Raw genomic sequence first — 18,734 nt, 5'->3', positions numbered from 1 at the left:
CTAACGTTCCTGCAGCAGTAACCTTAACCGCTACCGATAACTGTGGTGCAGCTAACGTAACCTTAAACGAAGTAACTACCGCTGGTTCTTGTCCGGGTGCTTATACCTTGACGCGTACGTGGACTGCAACAGATGCTTGTGGTAACACAACAGCTCATGTTCAAACGGTAACCGTTCAAGATACTACTGCTCCTCAGATTGCAACAGCGTATCAAACTGTAATTAGTACAACTTGTGAGGCTATTCCTGCTGCTCCTGAATTACAGTTTACTGATAATTGTGCTTCTACGGTTACAATAGTGTTTAATGAAACTAGTACAACACCTGTCAATGGATCGTATACAATTGTTCGTACATGGACTGTATCGGATAGCTGTAACAATACGAATACCTATACACAAACTGTAAACGTTACCGTTAATGCTACTACAAATCAGTATGCTTACCCTGATGCTATATGTACGGATGATAATACATTATTGATTGATGTTGCTGCAGTTATTTCTACACAGTTCCCAGGTACAGATACTACTTCTGGAATTTGGACAGATATGAATAACTCAGGAGGTTTGAATACAACTAATGGAGTATTTAATCCTTACCAATTGGCGGATGGCACATATGTAATCAAGTATACATTACCTACAGCAACGTGTCCGATTGAATTTTTAGTAACCATTAATGCAAACGATGAAGTTTGTATTGTATTACCGGCTTGTCAACCTATCATTGTAAATAATGCGATTACACCAAATGGTGACGGTGCTAATGATTTCTTCATCATTGAAAATATTCAAGATATTACATGTTACCCGGAAAATACAGTTGAAATATACAACCGTTGGGGTGTGAAAGTATTTGATACTACAAATTACGATAACACTTCTAGAGTATTCCGTGGAATTTCAGAAGGTAGAGCAACAGTAAATCAGTCAGCTGAATTACCAACCGGCACCTACTTCTACATTTTGAAATATAAAAAGGCGGATGGTAACTTTGTAACTAAAAACGGATATTTGTATTTGTCAAGATAATCTATCAACTGGAGGTTATGCCCTAACCCCCAGTTGTTAATTTAACACCCAAATAAATGAAAACAAGAATTTTAATTTTCGGAATGCTGTTAATGGGTTGGATGAGCTTTGCTCAACAAGACGCCCAGTATACGCAATATATGTACAATACCATTAATATTAATCCGGCTTATGCTGGTTCACGTGGTGTGATGAGCTTTTTTGGGTTACACCGAACTCAGTGGGTAGGTTTAGATGGAGCACCGGTAACCAATGCGTTTTCGATGAATACACCTATTCAATTTACCAATTTGGGATTAGGATTATCTTTTGTGAACGACCGTATTGGTCCAACCTCTGAAAATACTATTTCAGCGGATGTTTCTTACTCGATTCAAACCTCTGAAAATTACAAATTATCGTTTGGAGTGAAAGCAACGGGAAACTTATTCAATTTAGATGTTACTCGTTTGACTTACCAAAACGCTAATGATCCTTTGTTACAAAATTTAAACAATAACTTTAGTATGAATGTTGGTGCGGGAGTTTATTTCCACTCTGATAAATCCTATGTTGGGTTGTCTGTTCCTAATTTCTTTGAGACCAAGCGTTACGATGATAATGATGTAGCCGTATATAAAGAGCGAATGAACTTTTATTTGATTGGTGGATACGTTTTTGACTTGTCGCCCAGCTTAAAATTTAAACCCGCTTTCTTATCTAAAGTAGTTGAAGGGGCTCCTTTTCAATTGGATGTTTCAGGAAACTTCTTAATTCAAGATAAACTAACCTTAGGGGCTGCTTGGCGTTGGGGTGCTTCAATGAGTGCTATGGTAGGATTCCAAATCACTGATGGTTTGTTTGCCGGTTATGCCTATGACTTAGAAACAACTCGTTTGGCTAACTATAACTCTGGGTCTCACGAGATTTTCTTGCGTTTTGAATTATTTAGACGCGATGATCGAATTGTATCACCAAGATTCTTCTAATCTAATTACCAGCACACCATGAAAAATAAATTTTTATATATCGCTTTAATTGCTATTGTCACCTGTGGAACTTTGACGGCGCAAAACAAAAAAGTGGCCAAAGGAACCAAGCAATACGATAACTACGCCTATGTTGATGCGATAAAAACCTATGAACGTATTTTTGCAAAGGGTTATAAATCTCAAGATATGTTGCAAAAATTAGGAGATTCATACTATTATAAAGGTGATTTACCCAATGCCGCTAAATGGTATAGTGAGTTATTTGCATTCGCTCCTGAAAACCCAGCTGAATATTATTTCCGTTATGCGCAATCGCTTAAGTCAACCAATGATTATGCAAAAGCAGATCAAATGATGTTAAAGTTCAACCAATTAAGCGGAAATGAACAACGTGCGAAATTAGCCGTTTCACAAAAGGATTATTTAGCACAAATCAAGAAAAATTCAGGTCGGTATACACTTGAAAATGCAGGAATAAACTCGGAATACTCTGATTACGGAGCAGCTTTTTTTGATAAAAAATTAGTTTTTACTTCTGCACGAGACACTGGTAGCCTAGGTAAACGTAAGCATACCTGGACAGGTGAAAGTTTTACAAATTTGTATACAGCAGATATCGGTGAACAAGGTGCACTTTCGAATCCAAATCGATTTGAAAGAGGTTTAAATACAAGAGTAAATGAATCTACTTGTGCTTTTACTAAAGATGGCAAAACTGTCTATTTTACACGTAATAGCTTCTTAGAAAAGCGTGAAAAAAACAGTAAAGGTTCAACATTATTGAAAGTTTATACCGCTACTTTTGAAAATGGAAAATGGGGTAATATTAAAGAATTACCATTCAATAGTATTGATTACCAAACAGCGCACCCTGCTCTAAGTAGCGATGAAAAAACACTTTATTTCGTATCGGATATGCCTGGTACTAAAGGATCATCCGACATTTATAAAGTAGCTATCAACGGAGATGGTTCCTTTGGAACTCCTGTTAATATGGGAGACATGATTAATACAGAAGGTCGTGAATCGTTCCCAATGGTAACTTCTGAAGGGGAGTTTTATTTCGCTTCCGATGGGCATCCCGGTTTAGGAGGTTTGGATGTTTTCTATGCTAAAATACAAGCTGACGGTTCGATTAAACATGTTCACAATGTGGGTGAACCTATCAACAGTTCAAAAGATGACTTCGCGTATTTGATCAATGAAAAAGACCGTACAGGCTATGTATCCTCCAACCGCGACGGTGGTAATGGCAATGATGACATCTACCTTTTCAAAGAAAATACTCGATTAGTAGATTGTGAGCAAGCCGTTCATGGTATAGTAACCGACAAAGAAACGGCCAAACCTTTGGCTGGCGTAACGGTAGTATTGCAGGATCAAAACTTCAAAATCTTGAAAGTGATGAAATCCGATGCTGAAGGTAAATTTGATTTTGGTAAACAAGATTGTGAAACCAAATTCTATATCAATTCAAAGTTACCTGAATACAACACCGTTGATACTCCTGTTATGACACCAAATGAAACAGGTAAAACATTTGTTCCCGTTGAAATGGAGCGTACAGTTAAACCCGTAACGGTTGGTGATGACGTATTTAAAGCTTTTGGTATTAAAATCATTTACTTTGACTTAGACAAATCGAATATACGTCCTGATGCAGCTATAGAGTTGGCAAAAATTTTGGATCTTTTAGAACAATATCCAACTATGGAAATCGATGTTCGTTCGCATACCGACTGTCGTCAAACGTATAAGTATAATATGTCACTATCGGATCGTAGAGCAAAATCTACTGTCGCTTGGTTGGTCAAAAATGGTATCGCTGCGAGTCGTTTAACTGGAAAAGGATATGGCGAGTCACAATTGGTTAACGATTGTGCTTGTGAACCCACCAACAAATCAGATTGTACGGAAGAGCAACACCAAGCCAACCGACGTTCAGAATTTATCATTACCAAGTTATAATCTCAATTATAAATTGTTTAAACCCGAAAACGCCCTGCTCTTTGTGGGGCGTTTTTAATTATACAACCCCCTATTTACCATTCTTTTTAAATTAATCCCCTACAAAAGGTCGTTGAAGCAAAAACCCTTACTTAATCATCTCTTTTACTGCTTTATAACACCCTTGTTTGGCCTATTACATTGATTTCTTATATTGGAGATATCTATTCTAAAACCTTTTTTACACGCGATTACATTACCCATAAGAAATTAATTATTAAACACCAAACTAACTCTACGTATTGCTACTTTCAAAAAATAAAACGGAATGATAATTAAAGGTATTTTAAGCTTTATCTCATACTAACACAATGCTCTATTCTATATTCAATATTAAAGTAAACCAAAAACAGCAATAATCGTTTATACTATCGATTTTTGACAAGACTTCTTATCCCTTTCTCCTTCTAGGAAAGATTAGGTTGTTTTCAGCCCTGATAGAGCCGGCATCCCCCGATGGATATTGGGGATATAGGCGAAAGCCGGATCGGGTTGTAGAGAACGTGGAATTGTGTTGCTGCCCAACATAAAACAAAAAAAACCACTCCGGAGAGTGGTCATTTCAAAATCAAACAAAACTATAAATCAATTATCTTTTCATAAATATGTTCGTAAAGTAACGGCGTCCGTTGGCGGGATTAATGGTAATTGATACGCCAAAGTGGGTGTAATCGCCTTCGATGTTGGCTTTGTGGCCAGGACTATTTAACCATGCATTTAAGGCCGAAGCAGGTGTTGAAAAATTGTAAGCTACATTCTCACCTACACGAACAGCGCCCAATACATGTTTGATATTGTCGGCACGCAGTTCAAAATGATCGTGACTTACAACATTATTTTCAATCATGTATTCGTTATGTTCAAAGGATTTAAATGAGATGTGGTTTACGATTTCCAAGCGGTTTAACCCTTGGCTCTCGCGGTAATTGTTTAAACGGTTCGCTAAATCCGTTTCTTCTGTGGTATAATCATAAGCAGTGACTAATCGATAATCGTTTGTTGAAGTAGCTTCTTCATCTTTGGAACACGATACTAATGTAAACACCAATGCGATTGGTAAAAACATTCTAAGTAGTTTTGCTTTCATAGTAGTAGGTTAAGTTTTGACGGATAGATGTGGGGCAAATATCTTGTCAGTTATGAATTGATGAACGTTGTTTTGATTTGGTTACCCAAACTTACTACTATACCGTTAAAGTGACAAATAAAATCGACGAAATACATCATTAATTTAATTTTATAGGTAATTTTCCTACAAATTAAGGAGATAAACGTTCAATTTTCCAATTGAAATCGGTTTGAAGGGTGTAACGTATGCGGTCGTGTAACCGATTGGGGCGTCCCTGCCAGAATTCGACCGCTTGAGGACGCACTAAATATCCGCCCCAATGGGGTGGTCTCGGAATCGGTTTCTGTGCAAACGATTGTTCAAGGTTTTTTAACTTTTCATCTAAATACGAGCGAGAAGATATAGGTTCGCTTTGTGCCGAGACGATAGCTCCTAATTTACTGCCGTCAGGACGTGAATCAAAATAAGCATCGGAAACAGCTTCGGAAGTTTTTTCGGCGATCCCTTTAATAATTACTTGTCTTTCGATACCAGACCAGAAAAAAGAGAGACAAACATGGGGGTTGGCGGCCAAGGCTCTCCCCTTTTCGGATTCGTAGTTGGTATAAAAAATAAATCCTTCTTCGTTGTATTTTTTAAGTAAAACCACCCGTGATTTGGGATAACCATCCAATCCAATAGTTGCTACGGTCATCGCATTCACTTCATCAATACCTCCGAAATTTTCGGCTTCATGAAACCAACGATGAAATAGATTAATTGGGTCCTCGGGTATTTGGGTTTCCAATAATTCGCTTTTGGTATAACTTTTACGGTAATCTCCTAAATCGTGCATGACTTTTTTTTACAAAATTACGGTAAAAGATTGTAATGTTTACCGCTGGGGAATTTCAAATTCTTTCCCGTCTTCGGCCAACCACACTTGAGGAAAAATGGTTTCGGCTTCGGCTTTAAACGATTCCGTCGAACCGTAACGGGTTGAAAAATGACCTAAAAGCAACTGATGTACCTTGGCTTGCAAAGCGATGGAAGCTGCTTGCTTGGCAGTAGCATGCATGGTTCGTTCGGCGAGATGCGACTCATTTTCCAAAAAAGTACTTTCATGATACAACAAATCCACATCTTGAATCAAGGGGATAATTCGCTCATCATAGCATGTATCACTGCAATAGGCATAACTGCGAGCAGTAGTAGGGTCAAACGTAAGTGCCGCATTGGATATCACGCGACCGTCTTCCAAGGTAATGTCGCCTCCGTATTGGATTTTTCGAAAATACACCGGTTCTATTTCCAACTCAGTGATGGCTGGAATATTCAGTTTCCGTTCTTTATTTTTCTCTTGAAACAAAAATCCGTTGGTATACACACGATGATGTAGTGGAATGGTAGATACCCGCACTTTATCATCCTCATAGAGTATTTCAGTGGAAGTAGATTGTAACTCATGGAAATATAAATTGTAGCCAGTATACGAACCAGAGGCGCGTAATTGCAATAAAATAATTTCCTTTATGCCTTTGGGACCGTATACATGCAAATCGTTTTCACGGTTGAGTAACATAAAGGTTGATATGAGTCCGATGAGTCCATAAAAATGATCTCCATGCAAATGGGAAATAAAAATATGGTTGATTTTGGAAAACTTAATCTTGCTTTTTCGCAACTGTACTTGAGTTCCTTCAGCGCAATCAATCAAAAAAATATGGTTTTTGATTTCTAATACTTGAGACGTGGGATTAGAAAAAGTGCGCGGTGTAGCGGCGTAACATCCGAGGACAGTAAGTTTCAATTACGAATCGGTTTTTTGGTTTTCAATTTTTCCAAGACGAACAATTTTTAGAATCAAAACTATGATGATTCCCAAATTGAGTCCTAACTTCAAATAGTCAAAGTCGCCTGTTTTGATGTTTTCGAACAACCTTCTAACAAAGAGGAACGTCAGTCCAAATAAAACAACGGTGTAGATGTAGGCAAATGTTTTATTACTCATATTAAAATCCTAAATCACGTTCAATTTCCTCCATTTCGATAATATCATGGGCTTCTTTCAGTGAAGGCACGACATGCAAATGGGAAGGAATAGCATTAAAATCGATCGCATTAACAACGATTACAAATGACTTTTTCCCTTTTTGATGGGTTTTGGCCAAAGGAGAAAAAAGCTTGACTGTTGTCAAATCGACTTCTATATGTGTCAAATCAACAATAACATTTTGTGTCACAAATTGCCCATACTCTCGGGTAACTTTTGCACAAAAATCGGCTACGGGTTCAACCGTATCTCGAAGAATAGTAGTATGTCCTTTGGTTTCTACTCTCATTAGGGTTTTAATTTTGAAGCCAACAAATAGATGACCGCCATGCGAATCGCCACTCCATTTTCTACTTGATCTAAAATGACCGAATGAGGACCATCGGCGACTTCGGAGGTGATTTCTACACCGCGATTAATAGGTCCCGGGTGCATGATGACAATTTCTTTGGACAAGGAATTTAAAAGAGCTTGATTTACGCCATATTGTTGCACGTATTCGCGCGTGGATGGAAAATACGAAACATCCAAACGTTCGTTTTGAATACGAAGCATATTGGCTACATCACACCATTCGAGGGCTTGACGCAAATTGGACTCTACTTTGACGCCCAAACTTTCAATATATTTAGGTATAAGCGTTTTGGGACCACATACCCGTACTTCGGCGCCTTGCATTTGGAGGGCAAAAATATTGGAAAGGGCTACCCGCGAATGTAAAATATCGCCTACAATCACGACTTTTTTTCCAGCCACATCACCCAATCGTTCCCGAATCGAGTAACTGTCGAGTAACGCTTGCGTGGGATGTTCGTGTGCGCCATCACCAGCGTTAATAATGCTTGCATTGACATGTTGCGCTAGAAAGAAAGCGGCTCCAGGATGGGAATGACGCATCACAACCATATCCACTTTCATGGCCAAAATATTATTTACGGTATCGATAAGGGTCTCCCCTTTTTTTACCGACGATTGGGCAGCAGAAAAACTGATGACATCGGCTGACAGTCGCTTTTGAGCCAATTCAAATGATAATTTAGTACGGGTACTGTTTTCAAAAAAGATATTGGCAATGGTAATATCACGAAGGGAAGGGACCTTTTTGATCGGTCGGTTAATGACTTCTTTAAAATGATCAGCTGTTTCAAAAATTAATTGAATATCTTGTTCATTTAGATATTTGATGCCGAGCAAATGATTGACAGAAAGTTCAGACATGGGTGTGTTGCATTAAGGTTGTGTGACCAAATAAACGGCATCTTCGCCCTCGTTTTCTTGCCAACAAACTTTGACAACTTCATCGTTGATGGCATCTACTTGACGTCCCCTATAATCGGGTTGAATGGGTAAATGGCGACTAAATCGACGGTCAATTAGGGTCAGTAATTCCACTTCCGAGGGACGTCCGAAGGATTGAATTGCTGTGAGAGCAGCGTTAATACTTCGTCCGGTAAACAAAACATCGTCTATAAAAACGACTTTTTGATTTTCGACCAAAAAATCGATTTGTGTTTTATTGGCTTCCAAAGGTTTACCACTGCGGCGGAAATCATCGCGAAAAAAAGTGATGTCAAGAAACCCCAATCGAATTGAATGAACCCCGTAATCATTTTGCAATAATTGGGTTAACCGTTGTGCAAGGTATTTCCCTCGCGGTTGCAGTCCAATCAATACGGTATGCTGAAAATCGGAATGATTCTCGATCAACTGACAAGCCAAACGATGCAGGATAATGTGTACTTCGGTAGCATTGAGTAGTATTTTTTGACTCATGGAGAAGTGTGCTGTTTGGGAGGTAAAAGTACGGATTTTTTCTTCATCATTGTTCAAAAAAAAATCCCCTGACGAACAGGGGAAACTATTATTTGGAAATCCAATCCACGATTTTAGCATCCATGGGGGAAACTTGAGGCGAAATCACTTGCTCCAAATGACCGTCGGCCCCGATGAGATATTTTTGAAAGTTCCATTCTACGCGACTGTCTTGCAACCCGTTTCGGGATTGTTGGGTTAAAAATTGATACACCTCACACATATCACTGCCTTTCACTGATACTTTAGCCATCATGGGGAAACTTACCCCGTAATTTTTTTGACAAAAAGTAGCAATCTCCACATTGGTTCCCGGTTCTTGTTGCCCAAAATTATTGGCTGGAAAACCGACAATCACAAAATTTTTGTCTTTGAACTTTTGATACAACGCTTCCAAATCTTTGTACTGAGGCGTCAATCCACATTTGGAGGCCGTATTAACAATTAAAATTTTCTTTCCTTTTAAAGAAGAAAAATCAAAGGTATTGCCCTCCAAATCTTCCACTTTAAATTGGTAAATCGTTTCTTTGTCCATAGGGATTTCGTTTTGTGTTGCCGAAATAGCTGCTTGGGCTATCGATGTTTCGCTTTGTTTGCAAGATAGCAAACCATAGATTAAGGCAATGGTGATTAATTTTAATTTCATAAATTATTTTTGTTTAAAATTACAATAAAAATATTAAACACTTCTACCAAGAGCTACTAAAAATTAGGTTAATTTTCTTAAAAATAAAAAACCAAAAGATTCGAACTTACGTAGATGATAAAACTCTAAATAGTATTTGTGTAACCAATATACGCGATTATAACTCAGAAACAATTGATTCCAAACTTTCAAAAAAAAGGCAATTGGGACATCTAAAATCGTTCAAAATAAATATTAGTCGAGGGTTTTATTTAAAAATGAAGCGGCAGAAATTTCTATACAAGCGGAAAAAGAGTATGCGGAAAAAGAGTAAAAAAAATTCGATTGAAAATCAGTCCTCAATTTATCCTCTAGAGCAACTTTATACCCTCGGAAAAGTCTAACCCTTTCAACACGTCAAATCCCAAAAAAAAGGTTCAACGCATACTGTTGAACCTTTTTTCTTTTTTAGAATATTAAGCTTTTTTGGGCTTGGCATACCGCTTTCGATAGCGCCAAAACACAAAAGAGGCAAACACCATAAAGACGACAAAAATTCGAATATAGATATCCACATTTTGCTTCTCCCCTGTCGCATACGAGTGCATGCCCGTGAGGTGGAAGTTAACCCCAAAATAGGTCATCAAAATAGACGCAAAGGCCAAAACACTCATAAAGTTAAATGCAAACAATCCGCGTAAACCGGGTACCAATCGAGCGTGAATCACAAAAGCATACACCATTATACTGATTAAAGCCCACGTTTCCTTTGGATCCCATCCCCAATAACGACCCCAACTTTCATTGGCCCACTGTCCACCCAAAAAGTTTCCAATGGTCAATAGCACTAATCCAATGGTTAAGGCCATTTCGTTGATATAGGTAATTTCTTTGATATGCAATTCCATGGCATTTTTGTTCTTGGTCGTAGTCACCAACATCAAGAACAGGGCTACAATTCCCAAAATCATTCCCAACGTAAAAGGACCGTAACTGGCCACAATTACCGCCACATGGATCATCAACCAATACGAATTCAACACGGGTTGCAAATTGGCAATCTGTGGATCCATCCAACTCATGTGCGCTACCATCAAAATCATCGAAGCGACAAAGGTTCCCGCAGCAATGGTTAATTTCGACTTTTTATCAAACGCTAAGGTAAAAAACATCGTCGCCCAAGCCACATAAATCATACTTTCATACGCATCACTCCAAGGTGCATGTCCCGACACATACCAGCGGGCAATTAACCCTAAAGTATGGGTCGCAAACAAAAGACCAATGATGCCATGAAAAGTAGTGATAGCATACCGCAACGGTTTGTTGTTGGTGAAAATTTGAACAATCACTAAGATCAACATAAGGCTCCCCGCCAACATATACCAAGTGAACAGACTTCGAAATACATCGTATTTGTTCAAGAGAATTTCGGAGGTGATTTGATCGTCGGTGGGACGAACGGCTTTGCCAAACTTCTTTTGGTAATCTTCAATCCCTTGAAGCAAGGTATTGGCCATTGTATAATTTTTAGTAGTAGCGCCTTTGCCTAATTCATTGAGATAATACGGAAACGCGTTTTTAATCTTATCCAAATCCGTTCCCGTGGGTTGATTGATTTCCATAAAAGAAACCCACTTATTCCCTTTGTCGTTGGGTACCGGAAAGATTTTCAAAATCCCCCCGTACATCGCGCTAAACATGAGGTTGATTTTCTTATCGGCCTCTACAAAGTCTTTTTGAAAGTTATTGGGATTTGTTGTTTTATATGCATCATCGAGGTAGGGCGATAACTTGTAATTCCCTTCAGGAGTGATAAAGTCTTTGAATCGAACGTACTTCGCGTCTTTGTCCACCCCTATTAACTTGCGAATGCTATCGTTCCCGCGTTTCAGATAGATGATGGGTAAATTTTCCCATGCTTTCGGATACATGACCATGGAGAGAAAAACCTGATCGGCATTGAGTCCTTCATAGGTATCGTTTTTGCTTACTTTTCGCAACAATTCAGAGGAAAACGTATTGACAGGTTTCATCCGTCCGCCTTCATCTTGAATGACCAAGCGTCCAAATTGAGCCGCTTGTTTTTCGGGTACTGCGTATTTTTTTACCGAATCCAAATAATTGAACACAATTTCTTTTTGGGGTTTGGCAGGAGCATGTTGGTGTCCGTCATGATCGGAATGTTGCGCAGACATTGTAGCTGAAAAACCAAATAATAAAAGAAGCGTCAAGGCGGCTTTCTGCTCTTTGAGTTGGCCTAACTTTCGTTTTAAATTGGCAAACCGTGTGTTTTTGTCAAATAAAATGGCTAACATGGCAAAAAACAGTAAAAAATAACCAATGTAGGTAATCAATGTCCCCCAGAAATCATGGTTTACCGAGAGAATGGTTCCTTTTTCATCCGGATCAAATGAAGATTGGAAAAAACGATATCCCCCGTAATCTAAGATATGATTCATATAAATCTCAGCATCGGTCTTTTTCGCTTTATCAATGACGGTTACTATACTTTTGAAAGCGGAGTAACTTTTTTCTGTTCCTGGATATTTATCGGCGATAAAATCGTTCAACTTCATTGAAAACGGCAATTCGTATACCTTACTTCCAAATTGGAGTGTAAATTCTAAATCACCCACTTTGATGATACGTGGTTCGCCTGTTTTTCCTTTAGAACCTACTAAAGTCACCCGTTCCGTTTTGCCGCCGGTGTGAATTTTTACCGAAAGGGCATCATCAGAATTTTTGGCTTTATAATCGCCGCCAGAGACAAAATCTTTTACACCACGCATCGGAGGCTCAGGAAATACAAATTGCGATCCCCCCACATTATATAAGGAGCGTAACATCAATGTGGCTTCGGTGTTTGCCGTAACGTCGCCTTTTAATTGATCGGCCATGCGCATGAAATTTCCAGCAAAGGGCGTCTTTATTGTTGATTTTGTTCCATCAGAGGCAATATTTATGGCGCCTTCCATGGGTTTGTTAAAAGCAAACAGCAAACCGTGGATACTTTGTACTTCTCCTTCAGCTAGAAAATGTTCGTGTCGCTCGCCATTACCCGCTTCAACTAATTTAAAATACAATTTTCCTTTCGGATCGGCTTTGATGGACTCCTTCACATTCATCAAGAAACTGTCGTATTCAATGGTAAACGAAACGGTGTCAAAACGTTCTTCAAGGGCAAAATGATTGGAAGCAAACGGAGGACACACCGCTTCTGAGAGGATTAGTGGTTTTTCTAAAATGCGTCGTTTTAATTCCCCTTTGTAATTTCCATCCACCAAAACGGTAAGGAAGGTTCGATCGGAATAAAACTGATTGGCACTTTCCCCTTCGCGGATGGGCATCATCCCTTCGTAACTGATGTAACGAGTAATTCCAGCGCCAATGATGATAAAAATAAAGGAAAGATGCAACAACAAAGTAGCCCAATTTTTACGCAAATGCAATTGATAGCGCTTGATGTTTCCAATAAAGTTAATTAAGAAGAAGAAAAGAATGAGCTCAAACCAGCGGGTATTGTAGATCCAAATCCGAGCCGTGTCGGTATTATAGGCACTCTCAATAAACGTTCCCGCTGCCATTGCGGCGGCATATACGATGAACAAAACCGCCATTAAACGGGTGGAAAACAAGAGCGCAAGAATTCGATTCGCCATTTTATTTTAAAATTTACGCAAAAGTAACGCAAAAAATAAAAAACATCGTGGCGAATGCATGGAATTTAAAGCAATATTAGGAAATGTTGTGAAAGCATGCGTCAATTGACAAATTCCCTTTTTTTACTACCTTTACGACCATGATACGATTGGTCATTATTGGCTCTGGAAATGTGGCGCAGCATCTGATTCAAGCTTTTCAAAAGTCGCTGGTTCAGGTGGTCGCACGTCACCCAGAAACGTTGAATTCGCTTTCAATCCCTTGTCCCGTAGTGACTTCGATGTCCGAAGTCGCTGACGCGGATGTGTATTTGATTGCTGTAAGCGACCATGCGATTGCTGCATTAGCACAAGAAATTCCTGGGAAAGGCAAATTGGTGGTACATACTTCGGGCGCGACAGGAATGCACGTACTTCCCCATCACCATCGCAAAGGCGTATTTTACCCGTTGCAAACGTTTACCAAAGGAAAACCGCTTGAGTACAGCACAATACCCTTTTGTCTAGAAGCTGAGACAACTGAAGATTACGCCGTTTTGGAGCAACTTGCTCGTACCGTTTCCCATGCCATTTATCCCATTGATGAAAAACAACGCTTGGCCTTGCATGTGGCGGCAGTGTTTGTATGTAATTTTACCAATCATCTGTACCAAGTAGGGGCTGACCTTTGTGCTGAGCACCACATTTCATTTGATGTGCTAAAACCCTTGATATTGGAAACCGCGGCCAAAGTACAAATCCTAACTCCAGCCCAAGCCCAAACCGGTCCAGCACTTCGCGGCGATACGGCCACATTGGAACGGCACCAAACGATGCTCACGCAAAAAAATCCTCAAGAAATTTATCAATTACTCACCCAATCCATTATTGATCATGTCCAAAAGCTATAAAGAAATCATGAATGACATTACGACTTTTGTCTTTGATGTCGATGGGGTATTGACCGACGGAACCGTGCACGTGTCCCCTACCGGTGAAATGCTCCGTGAAATGCATATTCGCGATGGGTTTGCTATGAAAGCGGCCTTAGAGAGTGGGTATTCGGTTTGCATAATTTCAGGCGGAAGTAATGAAGGCGTTCGGATTCGTTTGCGCAATTTGGGCATTACTGATATTTACTTGGGTACTCCCGACAAGGTGGAAACCTTTACAGAATACTGTGAACTTTACCAAATAAACCCTGCACAAGTATTGTATATGGGCGATGATATTCCCGATTACCATGTCATGCAACGCGTTGGATTACCTACTTGTCCTCAAGATGCTAGTCCCGAAATCAAAGCGATTTCTCAATATATTTCTCATAAAAATGGAGGAAAAGGCGCCGTTCGGGATGTTATTGAACAAGTGATGAAAGTGCAAGGCAAATGGCACACCTATTACAATGGGCAACACGATTAAGTTAACCCCTATTCCATGTAACTATGCATTACCTCAAGCTCATTCGTCCCCTTAATCTACTTTTATTGGCACTATCGTTTGTCATTTTTAGGTATGGATTTTTGAAATTTAACAACCCCGATGCTGAATTAGCGCTTTCCAATTTTCAATTTTATCTCCTAATAGCAGCTACCTTGTTGATGGCGTCGGGCGGATATATTATCAACGCAATTTTTGACCAAGGGACAGACGCAATTAACAAACCTAACTCCAATCCTGTAGGAAAACAGATTGAGGAGAGCACAGCTTACTACTTATTTGCCGGGCTCTCGATTACCGGAGTGGGTATTGGAATGTATCTATCGAATGTTATACAACGTCCCGGATTTATTATTTTCTTCATTCTTGTTGTATCGCTGCTATACTCCTATTCCTCATCGTTAAAACAAATCGCATTGGTGGGTAATCTTGTTATAGCTCTTTTAAGTGGATTTAGCGTACTGATTATTGGGATATTCGATCTTTTTCCAGCTACGGATGATGCCAACCGTAGGGATATGACGATTTTATTTTCTGTACTATACAACTATGCGCTATTTGCCTTTGTGGTGACCTTAATTCGAGAAATCATTAAAGATGCTGAAGACCTTGAAGGCGACTGTGCAGAAGGAATTACCACCTTTCCTGTACGGTTTGGATTGCAGAAAACCAATCTTTTGGTAGCGGTTCTAACGTTTTTTACGATCCTATTTATCGGTTATTACAGTTACATTAATTTCTTTGACAATAACTTAAACCTAACCTTTGTTTATGTGTTGCTGTTAATTATTGCTCCTCTAATCTTTGTTTTCATGAATGTAGTTAAGGCTAAAGAAAAAAAGGATTACAGCTTGTTAAGCACTATTTTAAAAATTGTTATTTTCTTTGGCATTCTGTCCATTTATATTGTCAATCTAAATAAAACAATACGTGGTTAAACCAATTAAAATCATTCTTGCTTCGGGTTCCCCCCGACGTCAACAGTTCTTCAAAGAATTGGATTTGACCTTTGAAATTCGACTCAAAGAAATAGATGAAGTGTACCCCGTTACGTTACGTGAAGAAGAAATCACGAATTACATAGCGCTTGAAAAAGCCCGTGCTTTTGAGGGTTCATTAGCCGACGATGAATTGCTTATCACGAGCGACACCTTGGTTTGGCTCAACGATTGTGCCTTGGGGAAACCTAAAGATTACGACGACGCTGTAGCTATGTTGCAACAACTTTCTGGTGTGACTCACGAGGTGATTACCTCCGTTTGCTTTAAAACGACAAGATCGGAGGAGTTGCTGTTTGATAAAACAAAAGTGACTTTTGCTCCCATAGATTTGGAGGCCATTCACTACTACCTCAAGAGGTACCAACCCTTTGATAAAGCGGGTGCTTATGGAATTCAGGATTGGATTGGACTCACCGGCATCGCCAAAATTGAAGGATCCTACACCAATGTTGTTGGCTTACCGACGGAAAAAGTTTATCGCTTTTTAACAACACACTACTTAAAATAGTTGTACTTTTAAGGGTATAAAAAATACCGATTCAATTGATGGAAACGGAACAAGAGCTCAATGCCAAGATTTTAAAAATTACCATGGTGATTCGCGATAATTATCCCGAATTGCACCAATACCTCAACGAAATGCCTATTACGATTCCCGTGGATCAAAATCCGGAGATTAATGTGCAACATTTAAAAAAGTACTACGATTCGTTGGTGGCGATTTTCCGGAATTATGTCGCCGAGCACCAACTTAATTATATCAACCAACGCAACATAGAAGGTCATTTATAATATGGATTTCCAACGTTTTTCCAATGAATTTATCGCAACATTCATCGTAATTATGGCAGTGATTGTTTTACGAGTAGTGATGGCGAAACTCGTACGTCGTTATGCTCAAAACAATCATACATTGGAGCACCGTACTAATTTGATAATCAAATACATTAATTTACTGATTAACATCGTTGCTTTCATTGCCTTGATCATTGTTTGGGGCGTACAACAAGAAGATATTTTTCTCACAGTCTCTTCGGTTACCACCGTAATTGGAGTGGCTATGTTTGCCCAATGGTCGATTTTGAGCAATGTAACTTCGGGGGTAATTCTCTTTTTCTTTTTCCCGTTCAAAATTGGCGACGTGATTAAAATTCACGACAAAGATTTTCCCGTAGAAGGAGAAATTGAAGACATCAATGCCTTTCATATGGATTTACGCACACGAGAAGGCGAACGAATCACGTATCCCAACAATTTATTATTACAAAAAGGAATTTCGATTGTGCAGCATGAGGCAGAACCGAGAGAATTTATGGATTAAGTGGATTTTTAAGTGAAGACATACGGCATTTCGTACCCCTACTATTTTTGTTAAAGAAAACGAAAAACAAAAAACCACTTCTTGGAAATCCTTACTTTTGGATGAAATCAACAAGTATACACATGCGTAAATCGTTTTGGTGGGTAGCCTTGGTGTGGACGAGCCTCGTTGCCACGGCCCAACGTCCTGAAAAACCGAGTGCTTCAGACATTTATCATCAAATTGAGAAGTTAAATTTTCTGGGGAATGTGCTCTACGTAGCTGCACATCCCGATGACGAAAACACCCGACTCATCGCTTATCTCGCCAATCACGTTCATGCCCGAACAGGCTATTTGTCGCTCACCCGTGGTGATGGGGGACAGAATCTAATTGGACCCGAATTACGGGAGTTGCTTGGAGTCATTCGCACACAAGAGTTGATCGAAGCACGAAGAATTGACGGAGGAGAACAGTTTTTTACCCGCGCCAATGATTTTGGCTTTTCTAAAAATCCAACAGAAACCTTAGCGATTTGGGACAAAGAACAGGTGCTCAGCGATATGGTTTGGGTGATGCGCCAATTTCGGCCCGATATCATCATCAACCGTTTTGATCATCGCTCTCCTGGCACCACCCACGGACACCATACCGCCTCAGCGCAATTGGCTTTAGAAGCCTTTGAGCGTAGTGCTGCCGCTACCTCTTTTCCAGAGCAATTGACGTTGATCCAACCATGGCAACCCAAACGTATTTATTTCAATACCTCATGGTGGTTTTATGGCAGTAAAGAAAAATTTGAAAAAGCCGACAAATCCAATCTTACAAGCTTAGACATTGGTATTTTTTATCCTTACAATGGAAAATCCAACCAAGAAATCGCTGCTTTGAGTCGCAGTTGCCACCAATCCCAAGGATTTGGAAACACGGGTACTCGAGGGAGTGAAATGGAATATTTGGAATGGTTGAAAGGCGATAAACCCACTGCTTCGTCCAATCTATTTGAAGGTATTGATACTACGTGGAACCGTTTGGCGGAGGGAAAACCTATCGGAGCCCTTTTGGAACGCGTTCAAAAATCATTTAATTTCAATAATCCCGCGGCGAGTCTCCCGGATTTGGTAAAAGCCTATACTTTAATCCAGCAACTTTCTGATCCGTTTTGGAGGGAGCAAAAATCGGAGGAAATCAAACGAATTATTGCCGCTTGTGCTGGACTTTATCTGGAGGCTGTGGCCGATACCCAAGAAGTGACTCCCGGGAGTTCTCTTGGCATTAAAGTCGAAGCCATCAACCGAAGTGCAGCGGATATACGTTTGACACGAATAGAAACATATCCCTCAACTCCAGTAGACTGGAACAATGTATCACTTCCCTACAATCAGGTCAAAACGCACAGTTTTACAATGACACTTCCTGCTAATCACCCTTATACTGCGCCCTACTATTTGGAAGAAACAGCGCGTTTGGGGATGTATTCAGTTTCAGCGCTTACCCGTCGTAGCAAACCCGATGTGGAGCGCCCAACTAACGTCACCTTTATCCTTTCGGTTTTGGGGGTTGACATTCCCTTCACCAAAAAGGTGGTGTACAAGTACAATGACGATGTAAAAGGCGAAGTCTACCAACCGTTAGATATCGTACCCGTAGTCACCTCTACGCTTAAAGACAAGGTGATGATTTTTCCCAAAAATAGAGCGCGGGAAGTTCAAGTCGTCATTAAAGCAGGAAAAGGCAACATTGAAGGAACCGCTCATTTAGAGGTTCCCAGCACTTGGAAAATTATACCCGAATCCATCCCT

General features: G+C 39.7%; 19 protein-coding genes. 10 read left to right on the top strand and 9 right to left on the bottom strand.

What is annotated here, in order from left to right:
• The 3 genes from Q0037_RS08250 to Q0037_RS08240 all read left to right on the top strand — a co-directional run.
• A partial coding sequence (locus Q0037_RS08250) for a gliding motility-associated C-terminal domain-containing protein (RefSeq protein WP_297517160.1) occupies window positions 1-1,034 on the top strand: 1,034 nt, incomplete at its 5' end.
• Window positions 1,035-1,090: 56 nt separating this feature from the next.
• Window positions 1,091-2,002 carry a type IX secretion system membrane protein PorP/SprF gene (locus tag Q0037_RS08245; RefSeq protein ID WP_297517159.1) on the top strand — a complete coding sequence of 304 codons (912 nt, stop codon included), beginning with the start codon at window positions 1,091-1,093 and terminating at the stop codon, window positions 2,000-2,002.
• 18 nt (window positions 2,003-2,020) lie between these two features.
• Window positions 2,021-3,973: an OmpA family protein gene (locus Q0037_RS08240; protein WP_297517158.1), complete on the top strand. Its 1,953-nt coding sequence runs from the start codon at window positions 2,021-2,023 to the stop codon at window positions 3,971-3,973.
• A 628-nt stretch (window positions 3,974-4,601) separates the two neighbouring features.
• On the opposite strand, the gene Q0037_RS08235 is transcribed toward Q0037_RS08240, so the two are convergent.
• From Q0037_RS08235 to ccsA, 9 genes are all read right to left on the bottom strand, one after another.
• On the bottom strand, window positions 4,602-5,078 hold the full coding sequence (locus tag Q0037_RS08235; RefSeq protein ID WP_297517157.1) for a CAP domain-containing protein: 477 nt from the start codon (window positions 5,076-5,078) through the stop codon (window positions 4,602-4,604).
• Between the two features lie 193 nt (window positions 5,079-5,271).
• Window positions 5,272-5,916 (bottom strand): pyridoxamine 5'-phosphate oxidase, encoded by a 645-nt coding sequence (gene pdxH / locus Q0037_RS08230; protein ID WP_297517156.1) that lies wholly within the window; start codon window positions 5,914-5,916, stop codon window positions 5,272-5,274.
• Between the two features lie 39 nt (window positions 5,917-5,955).
• On the bottom strand, window positions 5,956-6,870 hold the full coding sequence (locus Q0037_RS08225; protein WP_297517155.1) for a ribonuclease Z: 915 nt from the start codon (window positions 6,868-6,870) through the stop codon (window positions 5,956-5,958).
• Window positions 6,871-7,071, bottom strand: a complete 201-nt coding sequence (locus tag Q0037_RS08220; protein WP_297517154.1) for a hypothetical protein — start codon at window positions 7,069-7,071, stop codon at window positions 6,871-6,873. It lies immediately after the preceding gene.
• Window position 7,072: 1 nt separating this feature from the next.
• A complete protein-coding gene (locus Q0037_RS08215) occupies window positions 7,073-7,402 on the bottom strand; it encodes a ribonuclease Z (RefSeq protein ID WP_297517153.1) in 330 nt (109 codons plus the stop codon).
• Entirely contained in the window at window positions 7,402-8,331 is a 930-nt protein-coding gene (locus Q0037_RS08210; protein WP_297517152.1) for an aspartate carbamoyltransferase catalytic subunit, read from the bottom strand. Before Q0037_RS08210 ends, Q0037_RS08215 begins: the two co-directional genes overlap by 1 nt.
• 12 nt (window positions 8,332-8,343) lie before the next feature.
• A complete protein-coding gene (pyrR, locus tag Q0037_RS08205) occupies window positions 8,344-8,886 on the bottom strand; it encodes a bifunctional pyr operon transcriptional regulator/uracil phosphoribosyltransferase PyrR (protein WP_297517151.1) in 543 nt (180 codons plus the stop codon).
• Window positions 8,887-8,974: 88 nt separating this feature from the next.
• Window positions 8,975-9,460, bottom strand: coding sequence for a glutathione peroxidase (locus tag Q0037_RS08200; protein WP_297517161.1), 486 nt, complete (start codon window positions 9,458-9,460; stop codon window positions 8,975-8,977).
• Window positions 9,461-10,026: 566 nt separating this feature from the next.
• Window positions 10,027-13,212 carry a cytochrome c biogenesis protein gene (gene ccsA, locus Q0037_RS08195; protein WP_297517150.1) on the bottom strand — a complete coding sequence of 1,062 codons (3,186 nt, stop codon included), beginning with the start codon at window positions 13,210-13,212 and terminating at the stop codon, window positions 10,027-10,029.
• A 140-nt stretch (window positions 13,213-13,352) separates the two neighbouring features.
• On the opposite strand from ccsA, the gene Q0037_RS08190 reads away from it, so the two are divergent.
• The 7 genes from Q0037_RS08190 to Q0037_RS08160 all read left to right on the top strand — a co-directional run.
• Window positions 13,353-14,102, top strand: coding sequence for a Rossmann-like and DUF2520 domain-containing protein (locus tag Q0037_RS08190; RefSeq protein WP_297517149.1), 750 nt, complete (start codon window positions 13,353-13,355; stop codon window positions 14,100-14,102).
• Window positions 14,086-14,613 carry an HAD family hydrolase gene (locus Q0037_RS08185; RefSeq protein ID WP_297517148.1) on the top strand — a complete coding sequence of 176 codons (528 nt, stop codon included), beginning with the start codon at window positions 14,086-14,088 and terminating at the stop codon, window positions 14,611-14,613. The genes Q0037_RS08190 and Q0037_RS08185 overlap by 17 nt, the downstream gene beginning before the upstream one ends.
• A 23-nt stretch (window positions 14,614-14,636) precedes the next feature.
• Entirely contained in the window at window positions 14,637-15,569 is a 933-nt protein-coding gene (locus Q0037_RS08180) for a geranylgeranylglycerol-phosphate geranylgeranyltransferase (protein ID WP_297517147.1), read from the top strand.
• Complete coding sequence (locus Q0037_RS08175) at window positions 15,562-16,140, top strand: Maf family nucleotide pyrophosphatase (protein ID WP_297517146.1); 579 nt, start codon at window positions 15,562-15,564, stop codon at window positions 16,138-16,140. The genes Q0037_RS08180 and Q0037_RS08175 overlap by 8 nt, the downstream gene beginning before the upstream one ends.
• Window positions 16,141-16,178: 38 nt before the next feature.
• Complete coding sequence (locus tag Q0037_RS08170; protein ID WP_297517145.1) at window positions 16,179-16,424, top strand: hypothetical protein; 246 nt, start codon at window positions 16,179-16,181, stop codon at window positions 16,422-16,424.
• Window position 16,425: 1 nt separating this feature from the next.
• Window positions 16,426-16,953: a mechanosensitive ion channel family protein gene (locus Q0037_RS08165; protein WP_297517144.1), complete on the top strand. Its 528-nt coding sequence runs from the start codon at window positions 16,426-16,428 to the stop codon at window positions 16,951-16,953.
• A gap of 122 nt (window positions 16,954-17,075) precedes the next feature.
• The coding region (locus tag Q0037_RS08160) for a PIG-L family deacetylase (protein ID WP_297517143.1) at window positions 17,076-18,734 on the top strand (1,659 nt) is incomplete at its 3' end.

The sequence above is a fragment of the Flavobacterium sp. genome, from assembly GCF_027482425.1.
Lineage (GTDB): Bacteria > Bacteroidota > Bacteroidia > Flavobacteriales > Flavobacteriaceae > Flavobacterium.
The sequence above is the reverse complement of the archived record's forward strand: the minus strand, read 5'-3'. Positions and strand labels throughout refer to the sequence as shown.

Bases quoted from the DNA above. Each gene is read 5' to 3' on its own strand.
- Q0037_RS08165 (WP_297517144.1), top strand. From the start codon at position 16,426: ATGGATTTCCAACGTTTTTCCAATGAATTTATCGCAACATTCATCGTA.
- Q0037_RS08200 (WP_297517161.1), bottom strand. From the start codon at position 9,460: ATGGACAAAGAAACGATTTACCAATTTAAAGTGGAAGATTTGGAGGGC.
- ccsA (WP_297517150.1), bottom strand. From the start codon at position 13,212: ATGGCGAATCGAATTCTTGCGCTCTTGTTTTCCACCCGTTTAATGGCG.
- Q0037_RS08185 (WP_297517148.1), top strand. From the start codon at position 14,086: ATGTCCAAAAGCTATAAAGAAATCATGAATGACATTACGACTTTTGTC.
- Q0037_RS08235 (WP_297517157.1), bottom strand. From the start codon at position 5,078: ATGTTTTTACCAATCGCATTGGTGTTTACATTAGTATCGTGTTCCAAA.
- Q0037_RS08220 (WP_297517154.1), bottom strand. From the start codon at position 7,071: ATGAGTAATAAAACATTTGCCTACATCTACACCGTTGTTTTATTTGGA.
- Q0037_RS08170 (WP_297517145.1), top strand. From the start codon at position 16,179: ATGGAAACGGAACAAGAGCTCAATGCCAAGATTTTAAAAATTACCATG.
- Q0037_RS08245 (WP_297517159.1), top strand. From the start codon at position 1,091: ATGAAAACAAGAATTTTAATTTTCGGAATGCTGTTAATGGGTTGGATG.
- Q0037_RS08215 (WP_297517153.1), bottom strand. From the start codon at position 7,402: ATGAGAGTAGAAACCAAAGGACATACTACTATTCTTCGAGATACGGTT.
- pdxH (WP_297517156.1), bottom strand. From the start codon at position 5,916: ATGCACGATTTAGGAGATTACCGTAAAAGTTATACCAAAAGCGAATTA.
- Q0037_RS08180 (WP_297517147.1), top strand. From the start codon at position 14,637: ATGCATTACCTCAAGCTCATTCGTCCCCTTAATCTACTTTTATTGGCA.
- Q0037_RS08240 (WP_297517158.1), top strand. From the start codon at position 2,021: ATGAAAAATAAATTTTTATATATCGCTTTAATTGCTATTGTCACCTGT.
- Q0037_RS08190 (WP_297517149.1), top strand. From the start codon at position 13,353: ATGATACGATTGGTCATTATTGGCTCTGGAAATGTGGCGCAGCATCTG.
- Q0037_RS08210 (WP_297517152.1), bottom strand. From the start codon at position 8,331: ATGTCTGAACTTTCTGTCAATCATTTGCTCGGCATCAAATATCTAAAT.
- pyrR (WP_297517151.1), bottom strand. From the start codon at position 8,886: ATGAGTCAAAAAATACTACTCAATGCTACCGAAGTACACATTATCCTG.